General features: G+C 46.9%; 16 protein-coding genes. 12 read left to right on the top strand and 4 right to left on the bottom strand.

Annotated elements, in window-relative coordinates:
- Positions 1 to 19: 19 nt before the first annotated feature.
- The 9 genes from ABW391_RS08400 (at position 20) to ABW391_RS08360 (ending at position 10,189) form a co-directional block, all read left to right on the top strand.
- The gene (locus tag ABW391_RS08400) at positions 20 to 1,399 is read left to right on the top strand and encodes a RagB/SusD family nutrient uptake outer membrane protein (protein WP_353481400.1); all 1,380 of its coding nucleotides are present in this window, start codon (positions 20 to 22) and stop codon (positions 1,397 to 1,399) included.
- A 90-nt stretch (positions 1,400 to 1,489) separates the two neighbouring features.
- Complete coding sequence (locus ABW391_RS08395) at positions 1,490 to 2,767, top strand: agmatine deiminase family protein (RefSeq protein ID WP_353481399.1); 1,278 nt, start codon at positions 1,490 to 1,492, stop codon at positions 2,765 to 2,767.
- Positions 2,767 to 3,921, top strand: a complete 1,155-nt coding sequence (locus ABW391_RS08390; protein WP_353481398.1) for an MFS transporter — start codon at positions 2,767 to 2,769, stop codon at positions 3,919 to 3,921. The genes ABW391_RS08395 and ABW391_RS08390 overlap by 1 nt, the downstream gene beginning before the upstream one ends.
- A 165-nt stretch (positions 3,922 to 4,086) precedes the next feature.
- Positions 4,087 to 5,652 (top strand): SulP family inorganic anion transporter, encoded by a 1,566-nt coding sequence (locus ABW391_RS08385; RefSeq protein WP_353481397.1) that lies wholly within the window; start codon positions 4,087 to 4,089, stop codon positions 5,650 to 5,652.
- 2 nt (positions 5,653 to 5,654) lie between these two features.
- A complete protein-coding gene (gene can, locus ABW391_RS08380; RefSeq protein WP_353481396.1) occupies positions 5,655 to 6,287 on the top strand; it encodes a carbonate dehydratase in 633 nt (210 codons plus the stop codon).
- 182 nt (positions 6,288 to 6,469) lie between these two features.
- Complete coding sequence (locus ABW391_RS08375) at positions 6,470 to 7,468, top strand: phytanoyl-CoA dioxygenase family protein (RefSeq protein WP_353481395.1); 999 nt, start codon at positions 6,470 to 6,472, stop codon at positions 7,466 to 7,468.
- Positions 7,459 to 8,304 (top strand): aldo/keto reductase, encoded by an 846-nt coding sequence (locus ABW391_RS08370; protein ID WP_353481394.1) that lies wholly within the window; start codon positions 7,459 to 7,461, stop codon positions 8,302 to 8,304. Before ABW391_RS08375 ends, ABW391_RS08370 begins: the two co-directional genes overlap by 10 nt.
- Before the next feature lie 69 nt (positions 8,305 to 8,373).
- On the top strand, positions 8,374 to 8,766 hold the full coding sequence (locus tag ABW391_RS08365; RefSeq protein ID WP_502916318.1) for a Dabb family protein: 393 nt from the start codon (positions 8,374 to 8,376) through the stop codon (positions 8,764 to 8,766).
- 7 nt (positions 8,767 to 8,773) lie between these two features.
- Positions 8,774 to 10,189 (top strand): MFS transporter, encoded by a 1,416-nt coding sequence (locus tag ABW391_RS08360; RefSeq protein ID WP_353481393.1) that lies wholly within the window; start codon positions 8,774 to 8,776, stop codon positions 10,187 to 10,189.
- A gap of 108 nt (positions 10,190 to 10,297) precedes the next feature.
- Here the strand turns inward: ABW391_RS08360 and ABW391_RS08355 are convergent, their stop codons facing one another.
- Positions 10,298 to 11,509, bottom strand: a complete 1,212-nt coding sequence (locus ABW391_RS08355; protein WP_353481392.1) for a hypothetical protein — start codon at positions 11,507 to 11,509, stop codon at positions 10,298 to 10,300.
- A gap of 144 nt (positions 11,510 to 11,653) precedes the next feature.
- Here ABW391_RS08355 and hpf point away from each other — a divergent pair, with 144 nt between their 5' ends.
- Positions 11,654 to 11,947 carry a ribosome hibernation-promoting factor, HPF/YfiA family gene (hpf, locus tag ABW391_RS08350; RefSeq protein ID WP_353481391.1) on the top strand — a complete coding sequence of 98 codons (294 nt, stop codon included), beginning with the start codon at positions 11,654 to 11,656 and terminating at the stop codon, positions 11,945 to 11,947.
- 51 nt (positions 11,948 to 11,998) lie between these two features.
- On the opposite strand, the gene ABW391_RS08345 is transcribed toward hpf, so the two are convergent.
- Positions 11,999 to 12,781: an enoyl-CoA hydratase/isomerase family protein gene (locus ABW391_RS08345; protein WP_353481390.1), complete on the bottom strand. Its 783-nt coding sequence runs from the start codon at positions 12,779 to 12,781 to the stop codon at positions 11,999 to 12,001.
- 127 nt (positions 12,782 to 12,908) lie between these two features.
- Between ABW391_RS08345 and ABW391_RS08340 the strand changes: the two genes are divergently transcribed.
- Positions 12,909 to 13,487, top strand: coding sequence for a Uma2 family endonuclease (locus tag ABW391_RS08340; protein ID WP_353481389.1), 579 nt, complete (start codon positions 12,909 to 12,911; stop codon positions 13,485 to 13,487).
- A gap of 53 nt (positions 13,488 to 13,540) precedes the next feature.
- Here the strand turns inward: ABW391_RS08340 and ABW391_RS08335 are convergent, their stop codons facing one another.
- Together ABW391_RS08335 and ABW391_RS08330 are read right to left on the bottom strand one after the other, a co-directional pair.
- A complete protein-coding gene (locus tag ABW391_RS08335; protein ID WP_353481388.1) occupies positions 13,541 to 16,303 on the bottom strand; it encodes a glycoside hydrolase family 2 protein in 2,763 nt (920 codons plus the stop codon).
- A gap of 129 nt (positions 16,304 to 16,432) precedes the next feature.
- Positions 16,433 to 18,055 carry an ABC-F family ATP-binding cassette domain-containing protein gene (locus tag ABW391_RS08330; RefSeq protein ID WP_353481387.1) on the bottom strand — a complete coding sequence of 541 codons (1,623 nt, stop codon included), beginning with the start codon at positions 18,053 to 18,055 and terminating at the stop codon, positions 16,433 to 16,435.
- Positions 18,056 to 18,243: 188 nt separating this feature from the next.
- Here ABW391_RS08330 and ABW391_RS08325 point away from each other — a divergent pair, with 188 nt between their 5' ends.
- Positions 18,244 to 18,480, top strand: coding sequence for a hypothetical protein (locus ABW391_RS08325; RefSeq protein ID WP_353481386.1), 237 nt, complete (start codon positions 18,244 to 18,246; stop codon positions 18,478 to 18,480).
- Positions 18,481 to 18,548: the final 68 nt, after the last annotated feature.

Below are 18,548 nucleotides of genomic sequence, written 5' to 3'. Positions count from 1 at the left end.
TCAGGAAAAAAAGCAAACCATGAAAAAAATCAGCATACTCTTCTTTATATCTTTATTGATGTTGGCAAGCTCTTGTCAATTTCTGGATGAAAGTTCACCCAACAACATTGCCGCCGATGAAGCCATCAACGATGCGGCAAGTGCTGAAGCGGCGGTATTGGGACTCTACAGTGCCATGCAGCAGCCTGGCTATTACGGAGAATCGTACCTCCTGGCCAGTGAGGGGCATACCGACAACGGGGTAACAGGTGGCTACCAAAGCTTGTCGCTGACGCAATTGGGCGATCGGGCAGTAACGGGAGCCAACGTCATTACTGGCGACATCTGGACTGCCATCTTCCGGGTCATTGCCAATTCCAATTACCTCCTGGAGGGTTTAAAACAAGTTACGGACTTGACAACTGAGCAAAAGAATCAGTTGGAAGGACAGGCACGGGCAATTCGGGCAATGGCGCATTTTGATTTGTTGCGTTACTTTGGCGAACACTGGAACAACAATTCAGCTTTTGGCATTCCCCTCATCCAATCGGTACAAAGTATTACCGATCGTCCCAATCGCGCAACCGTTGCTGCCACTTATCAGTTCATCATCGATGAATTGACCAAAGCAGCAACCCAACTGGATGCCAATGAAAAAGACATCCAGTTTGTGAACCTAAACACAGTCAACGCGCTGCTGGCCAGGGTATACCTGTACCGCAAGGATCTGAGTAAAGCTACAACTTTTGCAAGCAAGGTAATTGATTCCAGAGATTTCGCCCTGCTAAGTGCCGATGCTTACGGAGAGGTATTTCAAACCCGACTCAGTGCAGAATCTATTTTTGAACTGGCCTTCGACAATCAAAACCGCAGTGGTTACAATGGTGCAACCTATAGTCGGGACGATGCCATTCGGTCAGAATTAAGTTACCTGGCAGCCAAAGACTTGCAAGATTTTTTTGCTGCCCGTCCGGGCGATGTACGCAGCAACTTGCTGAATTTTGACCCCGGCGAAAATGACCCCACGATCATACCCAATGGGCGTACCCAAAAATACCGAGGGGAAGAATCCCGCGACAATCCGGCGTATGTGTTGCGCCTGGCTGAAATGTACCTGATCCGGGCGGAGGCACTAGGCCGAAGCAATGGCCTGGCAGACCTGAATACGCTCCGTACCCAAAGAGGCTTGGCCGCGATAAGTCCGGCTGAATTGCCCAACGATGCAGCTTACCGCCAAGCCATCCTGGGTGAACGGCGGGCTGAATTCAATTTTGAAGGCCACCGCTATTTTGACCTGGCCCGAACCCAACAAATCAAGGCGGTACTGGGCGTAGACGAATTTCACGGGATCATGCCCATTCCGAACCGCGAACTGACCGTTAATACTGGTTTGAAGCAAAATCCAGGGTATGTGAATTGAGTACCCAATGATGCGATTGATGGGCAAACTGTTCGTCATTCGCATCTAACAACTTATCCTCACAATAATGTATTTTTCGCAAAATTCGCCATGCAAAAGTTCATCTTTCTTATTGCACTCTTCGCCTTTGAGGCTTGCCAGCAGGCCAAGCCATCTGAGCAGGTTTCGCACTACCATCAAGCCGCAGAGTTTGAACCCAGTGAAGCCATCTGGCTATTGTGGTCCAACTACAACCACCGGGCCGACCTGCCCAATGAGCAGGCTACGCTTGACATCATCAATGCCCTGGTGCCGCACGTGAAAGTCAAGTTGATAGTGGCCAATGATTCGGTGTATCAATATGCCCGGCAGAAAATCCGACCCGATTTATTGGAAAAACAGCAAGTCAGCATTTTCAAATTGCCTTATCAGGAATTTTGGGCAAGGGACATGGGGCCTTCTTTTGTGCTGAACCAGGCTGGACAACTCGCTATGGCCGATTTTAATTTCAATGCCTGGGGCACGGGCAGCCTGCAAGATGCAGTGGTAAAGATGGACGAAACCCTGGACGAAAGAGTGGCAAAATTGATGAAACTGCCCATCATTTCAACCCCCTTGGTCACTGAAGGAGGCAACCATGAAGTAAACGGGAAGGGAGTGTTGATGCTCACCGAAACGGTGGAACGAGGACGCAATCCCAAGCTGAGTTTGGCTCAAATCGAAAAAGAATACCAGCGGGTACTGGGCATCAAAAAGGTAATTTGGCTCAAAGAGGGCTTGCATGAAGACGACCACACCCATCGCGGTACACTCGAAGGCGCTCATGGTGAAAAATTGTACAATCTGCTCACCACCAATGGCCACGTCGACGAGATGGCGCGCTTTGTAGATGCCCATACCATCTTGTTGGCTCAGGTCGATTCCATGGATCTGGCAGAGCCCATCGGGCGCGAAAACCACCGCCGGATGAGCGAGAACCTGCGCATTTTGCGCCGTGCCCGTGATCAGGATGGACAACCTTTTTGCATCATTCCGATGCCTTTGCCCAAGTTGATCGTAGATACTCTGCGCCCGGGAGATGGAACCTACGACCTCATCAGTACCCTCAACTACGAAGATGGGTCAAAATTTCCGGTTGGCAAGCCGGTTTTGGGCATTGCTGCGGCCAGTTACCTCAATTTTTTGATTGCCAATGACTGTGTATTAATGCCCAGTTATTACAAAAAAGGGGGTGATCCGGAGGTAAAAAGGCGGGATGCACAGGCTCAGGCTATTCTCCGCTCCGTTTTTCCTCAGAAAAAAATTATACCAATTGACGCCTTGGCTGTAAATTTCGGCGGTGGGGGCATTCATTGCATCACCATTAACGAACCGAAATCAAAGCAATAATGTACAATCGCAAGTTGGTCTTTGCTTCTGCCTGCGCAGGGCTTTTCCTTTTTGGAGTGGGTGCCATCACTTTAGGCTCCATTGCCCCCGATTTAAGGTCCAAATTCAACCTGGACGAACTCCAAATTGGAGGGTTATTTTCACTCTTTCCTGTGGGTATTTTATGCGGTTCATTGGGTTTTGGGCCTATTACCGATCGCTTTGGTTACAAGTTGCTGTTGGCCATTTGTAGTATCCTCCTGGCCTTGGGTTTTGCGGGTATTGGATTGGCCAATTCCATTTGGTTGATTCAAATCTGCATTTTGCTGATCGGCATTGGCGGCGGAGCGATCAATGGCGCAACCAGTGCCCTGGTAGCCGACATCAGCACAGAAAACAAAGGAGCTAGCCTAGCCCTGTTCAGTGTATTTTTTGGATTGGGCGCCCTGACGATGCCCTTTGTACTGGGATTGCTGCGCGATTTGGTGGCATTTGAAAGCATTGTTACCGCAATCGGAGGGCTTACTTTTTTGCTTTCCCTGGCCTACTTTGGGCTACAATTCCCGGCAGCCAAACACAACGAGGGCATTTCAATGGCCCAATTGGGTCAAATGCTCAAAGATCCTTTGCTGTTGATGATTGGCTTTTTTCTTTTTTGGCAAAGTGCATGTGAGGCTTTGATCAACAATTGGACAACTACTTTTTTGCTCGATACCTTGCAGGTCAATGGCCGTTGGACACTGTTTGCGCTTTCTACCTATGTGGCGGGCATGAGTGTGATGCGTTTGCTGACCGGAAGTGTGTTCAGCAAAATACCTGCCTCGCGGATGCTTGGCTTTGGGATGGGATTTTTGATAGTAGGGGCGATTGTACTGGGTTGGATGCCTGGATTGAATTGGGTCATCTTTGGGTTGGTGCTGATCGGCTTTGGGTTGGCGTTGGGGTTTCCAGTCATGTTTGGAATGAGCAGTTCTTTGTACAGCAAAAACAGCGGCACCGCCATCGGAATCATTTTGGTCATTTCTTTGGTTGGCAATTTGTTGACGAATTTCGCAATGGGCTACTTGGCCAAATCCTGGGGAATTGGGATTTTTTCGGTGGGTTTGCTTATTGCAGCAGTGGTTCAGGCACTGTTTTGTTTTCTGGTCTTTAGAAACAGTAAGATGGTGAATTAATTTTTTAAAAAAAATAGTTATACTATTGAGAAAAAATAGCGAAACTTGTCAATAATTTTGTGAATCAAATTTCTTTCCAGGATATTTACCAATTCTGAAATGGTTTGATTTTACACCCAAATAAGTGCTTGCTTCATCTTGGCGCAAGTATAAAAGTATGAATGAATGAACCGGATTCTCTCCAATGCAGGAAGCGATATATCTGCATCTATCGTCGTTTTTTTAGTAGCTCTTCCCTTGTGCCTTGGAGTAGCACTCGCCTCAGGAGCACCGTTGATCAGCGGTATTGTGTCCGGAATAGTTGGGGGTATTGTGATAGGCTTCCTCAGTGGCTCGCAATTGAGCGTAAGTGGCCCTGCAGCTGGCTTGACCGCCATTGTAGCCAGCGCACTGACAGAGCTTCCGACTTTTGAAATCTTTCTCCTCAGTGTCATTATCGCAGGTATTCTCCAGATCATATTGGGCTACCTCAAAGCTGGACTAATCGGAGACTTTATACCCAATGCGGTAATCAAAGGGATGCTGGCTGCCATTGGTTTGATTTTGATCCTCAAACAATTGCCTCACCTTGTGGGCTTTGATACCGACCCTGAAGGAGACGAGTCTTTTTTCCAGATTGATGGTGGCAACACCTTTTCTGAGATTTTCACCGCATTAAATCATCTTGCTCCGGTTGCAATCATTATCGGGGTTGTCTCTTTACTGATACTGGTAGTTTTTGAATTGAAGTTTTTCAAGCAAAATCGAATCTTTCAGTTGATTCCTGGCCCACTCATTGTGGTGTTGGTAGGATCGCTTATCAATGCCTATTTTCAAAGCATTGATTCCCGCTTGTTTTTGAATGGAGACCATGTCGTCACCCTCCCCATCACTAAAAATCCGGTAGATTTTTTTTCACAACTCCATCGCCCGGATTGGAGCGGGATATGGAATAAACAAGTATGGATTACGGGTCTTACCTTGGCAATTGTAGCCAGTTTGGAGACCTTGCTGAGTTTAGAAGCCATCGATAAGCTGGATCCCGAAAAACGCCTGTCGCCAACCAACCGCGAATTGAAAGCCCAGGGAGTAGGCAACCTGATATCCGGTTTGCTAGGTGGGCTACCAGTCACCTCGGTTATTGTGCGAAGCAGTGCCAACGTAAGTTCTGGGGCCAAGAGTAAGTTCTCTACGATTTTGCATGGGTTTCTAATCTTGCTTTCGGTGTTGTTCATTCCCGGTATCCTCAACCTTATCCCCAAAGCCGCACTGGCCGGGATTTTGATTTTCACAGGGTATAAATTGGCCAAAATTTCCATTTTTAAAGCATATTGGGAGAAAGGACTGAATCAATTTTTGCCATTTATCATCACAGTGGTAGCGATCTTATTTACTGATTTGCTGATCGGTATTTGTGTAGGCATCACCGTAGGATTGTATTTCATTTTGCGCAGCAACTTCCGCGCTTCAATCTTGATAATTAAAGATGAACATCGGTATTTGATCCGTTTTGGCAAGGATGTGTCTTTTTTGAACAAAGGCTACCTTAAAACCACATTGGAAAAAATCCCAAACAATCAGGCGGTATTGATCGATGCTTCCAAGTCAAATTTTATTGATCAAGACATTGTTGATTTGATCAACGATTTTATCATCAATGCCGAATTGCGCAATGTGCGCATCTACATCAAACGTAAATCAGGAGACAACAAAGAATTTTTTAACGATCCGGTTAACCGGGTAATGCAATAACTATGAAGGCTTTTGAAAAACTGTTGTTGGAGAACAAAGCTTGGGCACGTGAAAAGATCAAAGATGATCCGAATTATTTCAAACATTTAGCGCAAATCCAGACTCCCGATTTTCTGTGGATTGGATGCAGCGATAGCCGAGTGCCTGCCAATGAAATTACCGGGACAGATCCCGGTGAAATTTTTGTTCAGCGCAATATCGCAAACATGGTCGTGCATACCGACCTCAATTTGCTGAGTGTTTTGGAATACGCGGTTGTACACTTGAAGGTAAAACACATCATTGTGTGCGGACATTACGGGTGTGGCGGAGTCAAAGCAGCCATCAGCCATACCAATCTGGGCATCATCAACAAGTGGGTTCGCAACATCAAGGATGTTTACCGCATCCATGAAGAAGAACTGAGTGCCATTGAAAATGAGGAAGAGCAAGTGAATCGATTGGTAGAATTGAACGTAGAAGAGCAAGTATACAACCTGGCCAAAACCTCTATTGTCCAAAAAGCGTGGAAAGATCGTCAAGCACCCCACCTGCATGGATGGGTTTATGGCTTGAACAACGGCATACTCAAACCCATTATAGATCTGGCTCCTGGTTCAAAATTGGACCACATTTATGAATACCATGACCTCTGATTCAATCGCCAGTTCCAAAATTCAGTAATTTTGTCCATTGTTGTTGTTGAACATCAATATTTGGGGTCATTGGTGCAAATGGAGAACAAAAAAATGCAAATAGAGGTGTAGCTGGAAGAAAAAATCGGTCTTAGTTTTGTATCCGTTCCGATTCATTCTTTTTCACCTCTAAATCAAAAGCGATGCAACCTGAAACGCCCACCATGACACCAGCTATGGTTCCAACGATGGTACCAAAGTTTGACCACGACCACAATGATATTCCTGGCAACCCCTCTACGGCCAAAAGTAGCCAAGCCAAGTTGAGTGACCGCTCCAATGGCCAGCCATTGCGGGTACTTTCTGAAGAAGACTGGCAGTTTTGGGCGCACAATGGCTACATCGTAATCAAGGGTGCGGTCTCCAAAGAAAACTGTGCCAAAACAGCTGCCCTGCTATGGGAGTTTGAAGAAAAAGACCCTCAAGACCCTGAAACCTGGTATGCTCCGCCACGCGCAGAAATGCGCATGAAAGAGTTGACCAATAGCGGAATGGTGGAAATTTACAACCACCAATACCTCTGGGAAAACCGCCAGTCAGAGCGTTTGTACAATGCATTTGTAGACATTTGGGGCAGCGAAAAACTTTGGGTGACCATAGACCGCGCCAATTTGAATTTTCCTTCTCGCCCGGATCATCCGTTCAAAGGCTTTATCCACTGGGATTACGATCCTGAAACCAAGCCGCAAAATGTACAGGGGGTATTGGCATTGGTAGACCAGACCGACGAAAACATGGGCGGCTTCCAGTGTGTACCTGAGCTCTTTCGCACTTACGACACCTGGAAGCTCACCCAGCCCGAAGACCGCGATCATTTCAAACCGGACATTACGGGTTTTGAATTGGTGAAAGTAAAAATGGAAGCAGGCGATTTGTTGATTTTCAACTCTAGTCTCGCACATGGCATTCGTCCCAATCTGAGTCAAAACAAAGTGCGCATTGCCCAATACATCTCCATGATGCCTGCTCAGGAAGGAGATCAGCCGTTGCTGGATTGGCGCATCACCTCATGGCGCGACCGGGTTGCTCCTGAGGGCTACGCATTCCCTGGAGATCCGCGCAAATGGGAACAAACCCGTTACTCTACTGCCGAGTTGAGTCCACTCGGAAAAAAATTGCTGGGCTTAGAAAAATGGCAATAGATATTATGCACCCACAAACGTATGGTGACTTTTACGCTGGGCTCAACAACGGCATTCGCATGCCGTTGTTGGGCTTGGGCGTTTATGATATGTACAATGCGGAAGCCGAAACGGCCATTCACCAGGCCATCGAAATCGGCTACCGCCTGATCGATACTGCGGCGATGTATGGCAATGAAGTTGAAGTTGGCAATGCCATTCGACAGGCTGGAATACCACGCAGTGAGCTTTTTGTAACCACCAAGGTCAATGACATCGATCAGGGTTACGATTCTACGCTGCGGGCTTTTGAAGTCAGTCAAAAGAAGCTCAACTGTGATTACATCGATCTTTACCTGATACATTGGCCCATCAAAAACCAGCGCCAGGATACCTGGAAAGCACTGGAACGCTTGTACGCTGAGAAGCAAGTGCGCGCCATTGGTGTGGCCAATTACCTGATTCCATTTTTGGATGAGTTATTGCCCAATGCAAATTTTGTGCCCGTAGTCAACCAGGTTGAATTTAGTCCTTATTTATTTTTAAAGGATTTGCTGCAACGCTGCCAAACTGAGGGAATCATACTGCAAGCCTATACCCCGCTGGTACGCGGAGAAAAATTTCAGGACCCTAAACTCATCGGATTGGCTCAAAAGTACGGTAAGTCTCCGGCACAAATCATTCTGCGCTGGGCATTGCAATTGGGTGTTTCTACCATTCCCAAGTCAGCCAACCCAATACGCTTACAGGAAAATTTCAATGTCTTTGATTTTGTCATTTCGGAAGCAGATATGGCATTTATGGCTACCTTTAACGAAGACTATCGGGTGATACCCAGTCCGATGTCGATGCTTTAAATGACGATACAAATCACCTTTTTTTAGCACAGCAACCAAATAATTGTTGCTTTGAGTAAAATTTATTGCATGAAACTTACACTTCTTACGATCGCCTTGTTACTTTGTGGCTTCACTGTTGCAGTGCAGGCCCAAACACCTAATTCGGGAAAAAAAATGCTCCTACGTCACGCCGTATTGTTCAAATTCAAGGATTCCAGTAGTCCAGCTGAGGTGAAACAGGTAGAGGATGCCTTTCGGGCGCTGCCCCAACAGATTAAAGAAATCAAAAGCTTTGAGTGGGGAACCAACAACAGTCCCGAAAACCTCAATCAAGGTTTTACGCACCTGTTTTTTGTAAGTTTTGCTTCGGAGAAGGATCGGGAGGTTTACTTGCCACACCCTGCCCACCAAGCTTTTGTAGAAGTACTCAAGCCCCACTTAGACAAAGTTTTGGTATTGGATTATTGGTCAAAAAAATAACACCACAATGAACAACCGTACTGCGTTATACACCCTGATGACCGTTTGGTTTTTCTGGGGTTTCATCGCTGCCTCCAATGGGATTTTGATTCCGATGTTTAAGGAAACATTTAACCTGTTGCAATGGCAGTCACAATTGGTAGACTTTGCATTTTATGCAGCCTATTTTGTAGGCTCTATCCTTTATTTTCTGGTCTCTGCGGCCTTAAAAGGAGATATTCTCAACCGCATTGGTTACCGTCAGGGGATCATGTATGGATTTATCATCTCTGCTATCGGTACGTTGCTGTTTATACCTGCGGCTTCTCTACAATCCTTTCCTTTGCTGCTGGCAGGATTGTTTGTAGTGGGTTTGGGATTTTCATTGCAACAAACTTCTACCCAACCTTTTATGATTGCCCTGGGTGATCCGGCTACTGGCGCACAACGCATCAATCTGGGTGGCGCTGTCAACAACCTGGGTACCACCATTGGTCCGGTGTTGATCAGCTATGTGATTTTTGGATCAGTAGGCGAAGCGGCAGCCAAAGGTGTCGGCATCGAAGCGGTAAAAATTCCGTTTTTGGTCATCGGCGTGATCTTCTTGTTGTTTGCAGTGTTTTTCCGTTTTTCCAAGTTGCCCACCATTACCAATGATGAAGAGGTCGAGATTGGAACAGGAGTACTGAAATATCCTCAATTGGTATTGGGCATGATTGCCATTTTTTGCTACGTAGGTGCGGAAGTAACCATCGGTAGCAACCTGGGAGAGTACTTGAAAATCACCCAAAACCTGGATTCTTCTCAGATATCTGAATACATCTCCTTGTTTTGGGGCAGTATGATGATGGGTCGCTGGACAGCTGCATTGGCCAACTTCAAGTTCAAACCTGGCATCAAAATTCTGCTGACCATCGTTACGCCTTTCCTGGCCTTTGGTGTAGTGCTGTTTGTAAACGCATTGCGTGGTTCGGATGTATCCCCATTGTTTACTTATGCACTCTGTGTGTTGGTGATGATCGCGGCCTATTTTGCCTCTCAGGAAAAGCCCATTCGCACCATGTTGCTGTACTCCCTTTTGGGCGGCGCGGCGATGTTGATTGGCATCTTCACTACCGGAAAGATAGCGTTGTTTGCCTTTATCAGTGGCGGCCTTTTCTGCTCAGTATTGTGGCCTTGTATTTTCTCGTTGGCTACGGCTGGTTTGGGCAAATACACCAACCAGGGTTCTGCCTACCTGATTATGATGATCCTTGGCGGAGCGGTAATCCCGGTTATTCAAGGCAGCTTATCAGATGTTCCTTCGATTGGCATCAAACTGTCTTATATCGTGCCATTGGCATGTTTTGCTTATCTTTTCTTCTTCGGCGCTCGCGTACAAACCATCCTGAAGCATCAGGGATTGGATTTTGACCGAGATGTTGCGTTGAAGGCGGGGCATTAATCAGCGGTCAGCAATCAGCAGTCAGCAATCAGCTATCAGCACATTTTGCTGAAAGCTGATCGCTCACTGCTGATCGCTGAAAGCTGATTGCTGAAGGCTGACCGCTCACTAATACTCAATTTTTCGAATCAGCACTGCGCCATTTTCTTCCAGATCCGAGCTGATGACTAGCGTTTGTTCCGTTTCGCCATCGTGGATAGAAACCGCTACTGTATTGGGTTTGATGGTGCCCAAATCATCGGCTTGCACCATCAAAAAATTGTCAGTGCCGTTGAGTTTTACTTTGTAGGTCAATTTATTTTTGGAGATGCGTTGCTGATTGGCCAAGCGACGGCCATTAAAAAATACCGTAACGATGTCTCCATCCTCGGTACCATTGTCCCACACACTGATGGTCAAATCCGTGGCATTGACTTGAATGGTGCGCTGCAATTTCAGCTTTCGGGCATGCTCCCCTAGTCCGGTTTGGGTTTGGAGATTGCGGATTTTCGACTTTTCATCGTTGTTCAAAATCGGTTTTTCCACGTATACTTGCCCTGGGGCGCAGGCTCCTGCCCGTTGGGTTTCGGTGGCTTCTATTCTGCCCGCCCAGGTGCCGTTGAACCCGAACCGATTTTCGTTTTGATCCAATCCAAACCGCAAGGACTTGATGCACCAGCGCCAATTGGGGTCGGTTTTCTCCAAAATTTTCATTTCCTGAACGATCAATGAATCTCTGGCGTCATTGAGTTTCCATTCCAGAGAATGCTTGGCGCTGCCTCCATTCTCTTCAGACATGATTCTGGCGAATCCCTTGCCTTCGGGCTGAAGATTGAGTTCGTAATAAAACTCATAAGCCCGATCGGTTTGTGAAAGGTGACCAGTCCAGATTCCTTCTGGTACAAACACATCGTCGCCAGCATCGAGTTGAGTAGCCTCAGATTCCTTGACCAGCCGCATGGTACCAGGCGAGCAATTGTCAGCGATCCAGTCGCCTTTCAGCGTCCAAATTCCCTCTCCGGTAGTACCCAATAGCAGGGTAGCATACTTGAGGCACCAACCACTTGATTTGGGGGTGGTTACTTGACTCAATTCCTGTAGAATCAATCGTCCACCCTGCCAAATTCCAGTTACCGTAAATTCAGATTTGGCAGAGCCATCTTCGGTTACGGAAACCGCTTTGCCGGTGAGGGTATTTCCATCCTGCTGCAAATCCAGTTGATAGGAATATACATTGGGGCGGCCATTTTGCATAACCGTTCCCACCCAAAAACCGCTTAAATCCTGGGCTTGGAGGCCAAATCCGCAAAGCAACAATAGAAACGTAAAGTTCTTTCTCATAGGTATCAAAAACTGGGGATGATGAAGATCAATGAATACGATAACAAATGTCAAAGGTGCGTTGTAAGTCAGCACTTACTTTTGACACGTGTTCATGTTTAATAAACGTGAATAACTGAATTTTTTACATAAATTTCCCTAAAAATGAAAATCGATATTCAAGCTCCATTTCCAGTCTTCGAACACATTCAAACATTGATCGAAGAAAAGGTAAACAAAATGAGTACTTTTTATGATCAAATTCTTGGTGCAAAAGTGTTTCTGAAAGATGACGTGAATCCATTGCGTCACAAACCCAGTCGCGTTGCGGAGATACAGCTGGATGTACCTGGGAGTACCCTATTCGCGGAAGCTACCGAAGAGACCTTTGAGCAAGCCATCGCGAGTGCCGCTGAGAAAATAAAAAAACAGATCCTAAAATACAAGGAGATGCTATGAAATTTGGGTAGCACCTGATCTTGCTTGCAATGCAAGATCGGGTGCTGCCTACTATTTCCCTTCAAATTTCGGTGTTCTTTTTTCTGTAAACGCAGTTGCGCCTTCTCTAAAATCGGTCGTATTAGTTGTTTCTCCAAAAGCTTTGATTTCATAGGCGAACCCGTCTACGCCATCTTCAAAAAAGGCATTGACCGATTCGATTACCTTGGCTATCGCGATTGGGCCTTTGGTGGCGGTTTTTTCAATCAAATTGATGGCCATAATGACTTCTTCGCCGGCAGGAACCACGTAATTGGCCAAACCCAAGCGGTGCGCTTCGGTCGCATCTATCATTTCTCCGGTCATACAGAGTTCGAGTGACTTTGCCTTTCCAACCAACTGCGTCAAGCGCTGGGTACCTCCATATCCGGGGATGATGCCTAGATTGACTTCGGGTTGTCCAAAACGGGCTTTTTCGCCCGCCACGCGCAGGTGACAGGCCATGGCCAATTCGCAACCGCCGCCGAGGGCAAATCCATTTACCGCTGCCACTACGGGCTTGGAAAACCGTTCGATCAAGAAAAGGGTGTCCTGGCCATATTGCGCCATATTCTGGCCTTTTTCGCCTTCCATCTCCAGAAACTCCTTGATGTCGGCACCCGCTACAAAAGCCCGATCCCCAGCTCCGGTCAGGACAATGCCTTTCAGATTGGTACGAGCCGGGGCATCCTCGGAAAATAGGTGATTGAGCTCCAACATGGTGCGTCGATTCAGCGCATTGAGCGCTTTCTCCCGGTTGAAGGTCACAATCAGAATGTTGTTTTCTTCGGAGAGGAGGAGATTTTCGTAAGTCATGGTCTGATTTGGTTTTGGGTTGTAAAATAGGGGAAATGAAAGGATTTTTGCTAGATTTTGAGTATAAGTCTAATTGTGGCTTGCCTCAAATCCTAAAATCGGCTATCTTACAGCATAAATTACGCATATGCCTGCATTTGCCGAAGCAAAAAAGACCTGGACGGTTGCCGAATATTTGATCTTTGAGCAACAACAGGGAGAAAGGTATGAATTCAGAAACGGAAACCTTATAATGATGGCCGGAGGTAGCATCAACCACAATCGTATTGCCCAAAATTTGAGTAAATATCTGGACAACGCGCTGGAGGATATGCCTCAATTTCAGGTATTTGGCAGTGATCAAAAAATTTATCTTCCCAAATTCAACTTTTACGTTTATGCGGACGCCTTGGTGGTCACTGAAACTCCCTTAGTGGCCAAAGAAGAAGCTCAGGCCATCACCAACCCTATACTAATTGTTGAAATTTTGTCCAAAACGACAGAACAATACGACCGAAATCAGAAGTTTTTGGAGTACCGTAGTTTACCTTCTTTCAAAGAATATGTGCTGGTAAGACAGGATGCACCAGAGGTACTTACTTTCTACAAGGTTAACAGCAACATGTGGCAAGAAGAGGAGTTTATTGGATTGGAGGGTAATGTTCCATTAAAATCATTGGGAATTGAACTGAGTTTAGGAGATATTTATCGGAGGGTGGAGTTTTAATACAAGATCGCTGACTGGCTATTTTACCAATCAGCGACCTATATTTAGCATCCTTATTCCTTCACCAACACTACCGTCGGGTTCAACGGATACCGCCCAAATTTATCTCCATACACCGCCAAGCCACCGGGCATCGATTCTTGCACTTCCAAACGCACAATCAATTCACCACTTACTTTGGCGATGTTCAGTGCCTGAGGAGGGATATTGACCGCTACCCGGTAACCATAAGAACCTGCCTCTTGCAATTTGCGCACTTTGGGCTGGTAATGCCAGGACAATACACCCCGGTGGTCGGCAGGATCATCGGCCAGGTCTACCCTTCCGGCGAAAATGCCATTGACCGTTACATTGACCGTACTGGGAGCGAGGTATTCGTCGGTCATGGGATAGGAATTTGGGTTTGAGCTGGGATCTACGCGTCCACCCAACATGTAGTCTACATTGACATTGGTGGCTTTATCGTAGTCTTTGACAAACAATTGCTTGGCGCCCAATTCTGCAATAAAGGTAGCCGACTCGGTGCCGGTAGGCTTTTTGGCCATTTTGAAGGTGTACTCAAAAAAACCGCTTCCTGCCCCGTTGACTTTAAGGCCATCCAGCACATTCCATTGTTTTTTCGACCACTTGGCTGCACTGAAATCTTTGGGTGCTACCGTCAATACCTGAGCCAACTTGCCGTTGGGCAAGGTCATGCTTGCAGGAGCTGGGGTTTCGACTACAAAACTCATCACGTTGTGGTGCAAGTCATTGCCGAGGGCGTCCTGGAGGGTCAGTGACAAATTGGCTACGCATTTTTCATTGGGCAATTGCAGCCTCAATGAATCGAGCTGTTTTTGCATCCAGGGCGTGTAAGGCACACTGCGTTGGGTAGTCATCCAGGTTTTCTTTTGCCCGAGGGCGTCGTAGCCAGAAAGTTTGATTTGCAGGGTTAAGGTTTTGCCCAGATCGGTTCGATTGGTGTAAAATGAAGCATAAAGTGGAATTTTCACACTTTCTCCAGGCTGCACCGTTTTGCTGATTTCGTTGCCTGTTGAGATGTAAATCATGGAGTGTAAGTCTTTGATTGACATGCCGTCGGCCATTTCCTCCAGCCCGGTAAACTTGTTGGAACGGTCAAATTTCCAGTAGCCGTTCCACTCGTTGATCACGTCGTGGTGTTCCGTGTACAGCCAGCCAGCTACTTTGGGGTACTTGCGAAAGGTGTTCATCATGCGGTGGTAATCCCAACTCCAATCCACATCTCCGGTGCTGCCGTCGTAACCCCACACGTTGCCACATTCAGAGTTAATGTTGGGTTGGCGGCCCTGAGTATAGCCCGCTTCCATGTGGTTTTTGCTCCCAGGAAAAGTATTGGCGTCGATGTTTTTGAGGTGCTCTTCCCAGGCCCAGCCGGGCAGGTATTCGTGCCAGGAGTTGATATCGGTTTCGGTGTGGCCGCGTCCGCAGCAGATGGAGTTGTCTTCTACCAAACGGGTAGGATCGAGTTGTTTGGCCAATTTATACATCGATACTACCCATTTTTGGGTTTCGGGGAGGTACTTGTTTTGTTTCTTGCCATTTTCTTCCACTTTGGTTGTCAAGCCCCAGGTTTCGTTGAAGGTGATCCAGGAAAAAATGGCCGGGTGGTTGTAATCCCGCTTGATCATTTCCCGCAGAGTATAATCAGATTCCTTGCGGGCAGATGCATCTGGTTCGCCCCAAAAGTTGGGCAAATCCGACATGACCAAAACGCCCAATTTGTCGGCCCAATACAGTTTACGAGGGATGTCCACCTTGATGTGGGTGCGAATGCCGTTGAGGCCAATGCCCCGCGCCAGCAGAATTTCTTCTTTCATAAATTCATCGCTGGGGAAAGTGTAAAAACCTTCAGGATGATAGGATTGATCCAGCGTGAGTTGCAGGTAAATCGGTTCGTTGTTGAGCGCGATGTAGGGATAAGCAGTACCAGGCAAGTCCACTACCGAGATCTTGCGCATGCCAAAGTAGGATTTCAACACATCTGGCGCATTTTTACCATCGCTGAGCTGGGCTTCCACTTCATAGAGGTAAGGATCATCCAAAGTCCACAGGTGCTGGTTCTGAATGGCCACATCAAAAGTGAGGCTGCTGCTGCCAGCGGCAATCTTCTGAGTACTGGTTTTGCCCGCTATTTTGACCTCCAATTGCAATTCCTGGGTGGCTGGCGCAGGTAAGTAGGCCGTTACGCTGACTTTTTGGTTGTCGATATCGGGGGAAAAATGCAAGGCGTCGAGGTAATTTTGGCCCCGGGCATCCAAATAGATGGTTTGCCAAATGCCTCTAGCGTTGCCATACCCTTGCTTGCCGTAGAGGGTAAACTCGCGGCGCTTGTCGTCCACCCGAATGCTGAGGCGTTGGGGGCTGTCGTATTTCAACAAAGGAGTGAGGTCAAAAGAAAATGGCGTGTATCCGCCCTGGTGCTTACCGAGTTCTTTGCCATCGAGGTACACCGTCGTTTCCCAGTCACTGGCTCCGATGGTCAGGAAAGTGCGCTTGCCTTTCCAAGCGGCGGGTACTTTGATCTCGTGCTGGTACCAGGCAATATCGGCTTCATCCGTTACGCCCGACAGGGGTGCACCCCAAGGAAAAGGGACTTGAATGGCTTTGCTGAACTTGCGCGCCCCATTCATCCATTTTTGGGCTACGCCCTGGTCGTTTTTGTCAAACTCGAAAGCCCAGGTTCCGTTGAGGTTGACCCAGTCCGGGCGCTCAAAGTCGGGGCGTGGATGTTCCGGAAGGGGGATGGATTGGGCGGAAAGGAAAATGGGAAAGTGTACAAGTGTTGTGAGAACCATCACGCAAAAGCGCTTCAGGCATTGATGTAGTGTGTAGGAAACCATGCTTTGTTTTGTTTGTTTTGGCCAAAACTAAGCATTGTTTCCAAGGAACTACTCAACAAATGGAAAAATTGACAACAGGTTTTCTCACTTATACAACTTCTCCCGATCCGCTCTAATTTTATCCGAAACCAGGTACTCGTCAAAGTCCATCAAACTATCGATAACGCCCCGAGGGGTGATTTCGATGATGCGATTGGCCACGGAGGCCGTCAATGCATGGTCATGCGAACTAAAGATCAGGTTGCCCTTGAAGTTTTGCATGGCGGTGTTGAGCGCAGTGATGGATTCCAGATCCAGGTGGTTGGTGGGTTCGTCCATCAGCACAAAATTGGGGTGACCCAACATGGCTTTGGCCAGCATGCAACGCACCTTTTCTCCTCCCGACAATACGCTGGAGTGCTTGTGTACCTCTTCACCTGAAAACAACATCCGACCAAGGAAACTGCGGATAAATTGTTCGTCTTTGTTTTCAGAATATTGGCGCAGCCAGTTGATCAAGTCGGTATCGTTGCCCGCTTTGAAAAACTCCTGGTTTTCGTTGGGCATGTACCCCACGGTGATGGTTTGACCAAACTCGATGGTCCCCGCATCAGGCTTTTGTTTGCCTCCCAGGATTTGGTAAAAAGCGGTGATCGCGGTAGCGTCCCGGCTCAAGACGGTGATTTTTTCACCCTGGTTTACCGTAAACGATACGTTGGAAAACAGGAGTGTGCCATCGGAAGCGGTCGCTTTTAGGTCACGAACTGCCAGAAGTTGATCGCCAGGTTCGCGTTCCATTTGGAAATGGATGTAGGGATATTTGCGGCTGGAAGGTTTGATTTCTTCCAGGTTGAGTTTTTCCAGGGCTTTTTTGCGCGAAGTGGCCTGACGAGATTTAGAAGCGTTGGCGCTGAATCGCTGGATAAATTCCATCATTTCCTGGCGCTTCTGCTCGATTTTCTTGTTCTTGTTGGCCGCTTGCTGAAGCATCAACTGACTGGATTCGTACCAGAAAGAGTAGTTGCCCGTAAAGGTGTTGATCTTTTGAAAGTCGATGTCGGAGATGTGTGTACACACCATATCCAGGAAGTAACGGTCGTGGGAAACGACAATTACGGTGTTTTTAAAGTCTGCCAGGAAGTCGGCCAACCAAGTGATGGTTTCCGCGTCCAGGTCGTTGGTAGGTTCGTCGAGCAACAGGATATCTGGCTCGCCAAACAAGGCTTGGGCCAAAAGTACCTTTACTTTTTCGGAACCGCTGATGTCTTTCATCAGGCGGTAGTGCAAATCTTCTTTTACGCCCAGGTTGCTCAGCAGGGTGGCAGCATCGCTTTCGGCAGTCCAGCCGCCCATTTCACCATACAAGTTTTCCAGGTCTGCTGCACGGAGTCCATCGGCTTCTGTAGCGTCAGGATCCATGTAAATGGCGTTTTTTTCTTGCATGATGGCATACATCTGCTTGTGGCCCATCATGACGGTATCGAGCACACTTACTTCCTCAAATTCAAAGTGGTTCTGCTTGAGAACCGCCATGCGGTTGTTGGGTTCCAAGGAAATAGAACCACGATTGGGGTTGATCTCTCCAGAGAGGATTTTCAAAAACGTAGATTTCCCCGCGCCATTGGCACCAATTACCCCGTAACAGTTGCCACGGGTAAATTTGATGTTTACTTCATTGAATAAAACGCGCTTGCCGTACTGCAAGGAAACATCGCTAACTGTTAGCATGGTAGAGAAGGTATTTTTTTGCGGGGGCGAAGGTAAGAAAAAAAGTGGAGAGCTTTTTGAGGAAAAATGAAATGACAACAAACAATCGACTCTACCTTCATGGGTATCTTAAACCTTCAAGAAAAATCAATCCCAGTTGCTTGTTTGATTCAAAAATTATTAGGTCTATATTTGTACAAAGCAATAACATGACAAAGATCATTATTCAAATCGAAAGAAGTGCTGATGCCAAACTTTTGGAAGCTTTTGCCCAAAAACTGGGTCTAATGTATTCTTATCAAACAGAATCAACTGATGCTATTTCTGACGATGAATGGATCAATGACATGAATGGCAGTTGGAATGATTTTCCGGAAACTGCCGAAGAGTTGAACGCCCAAATTGAAGAAAACAGAACCCTTGGAAGGCCAATAGAAATGTTATGAATTATTTACTGGATACCAACATCATTATTTTTTGGTTAAAAGGTCGATTTAATATTTCTGAAAAAATA

Source organism: Haliscomenobacter sp., from assembly GCF_040403615.1.
Lineage (GTDB): Bacteria > Bacteroidota > Bacteroidia > Chitinophagales > Saprospiraceae > Haliscomenobacter.
Note: the sequence above shows the minus strand (reverse complement) of the source record. Positions and strands in the feature narration are given on the sequence as shown.

What these genes read in the sequence shown, in the direction of transcription:
- ABW391_RS08400 (WP_353481400.1), top strand. Translation starts at nt 20, where the DNA reads ATGAAAAAAATCAGCATACTCTTCTTTATATCTTTATTGATGTTGGCA.
- ABW391_RS08395 (WP_353481399.1), top strand. Translation starts at nt 1,490, where the DNA reads ATGCAAAAGTTCATCTTTCTTATTGCACTCTTCGCCTTTGAGGCTTGC.
- ABW391_RS08390 (WP_353481398.1), top strand. Translation starts at nt 2,767, where the DNA reads ATGTACAATCGCAAGTTGGTCTTTGCTTCTGCCTGCGCAGGGCTTTTC.
- ABW391_RS08385 (WP_353481397.1), top strand. Translation starts at nt 4,087, where the DNA reads ATGAACCGGATTCTCTCCAATGCAGGAAGCGATATATCTGCATCTATC.
- can (WP_353481396.1), top strand. Translation starts at nt 5,655, where the DNA reads ATGAAGGCTTTTGAAAAACTGTTGTTGGAGAACAAAGCTTGGGCACGT.
- ABW391_RS08375 (WP_353481395.1), top strand. Translation starts at nt 6,470, where the DNA reads ATGCAACCTGAAACGCCCACCATGACACCAGCTATGGTTCCAACGATG.
- ABW391_RS08370 (WP_353481394.1), top strand. Translation starts at nt 7,459, where the DNA reads ATGGCAATAGATATTATGCACCCACAAACGTATGGTGACTTTTACGCT.
- ABW391_RS08365 (WP_502916318.1), top strand. Translation starts at nt 8,374, where the DNA reads ATGAAACTTACACTTCTTACGATCGCCTTGTTACTTTGTGGCTTCACT.
- ABW391_RS08360 (WP_353481393.1), top strand. Translation starts at nt 8,774, where the DNA reads ATGAACAACCGTACTGCGTTATACACCCTGATGACCGTTTGGTTTTTC.
- ABW391_RS08355 (WP_353481392.1), bottom strand. Translation starts at nt 11,509, where the DNA reads ATGAGAAAGAACTTTACGTTTCTATTGTTGCTTTGCGGATTTGGCCTC.
- hpf (WP_353481391.1), top strand. Translation starts at nt 11,654, where the DNA reads ATGAAAATCGATATTCAAGCTCCATTTCCAGTCTTCGAACACATTCAA.
- ABW391_RS08345 (WP_353481390.1), bottom strand. Translation starts at nt 12,781, where the DNA reads ATGACTTACGAAAATCTCCTCCTCTCCGAAGAAAACAACATTCTGATT.
- ABW391_RS08340 (WP_353481389.1), top strand. Translation starts at nt 12,909, where the DNA reads ATGCCTGCATTTGCCGAAGCAAAAAAGACCTGGACGGTTGCCGAATAT.
- ABW391_RS08335 (WP_353481388.1), bottom strand. Translation starts at nt 16,303, where the DNA reads ATGGTTCTCACAACACTTGTACACTTTCCCATTTTCCTTTCCGCCCAA.
- ABW391_RS08330 (WP_353481387.1), bottom strand. Translation starts at nt 18,055, where the DNA reads ATGCTAACAGTTAGCGATGTTTCCTTGCAGTACGGCAAGCGCGTTTTA.
- ABW391_RS08325 (WP_353481386.1), top strand. Translation starts at nt 18,244, where the DNA reads ATGACAAAGATCATTATTCAAATCGAAAGAAGTGCTGATGCCAAACTT.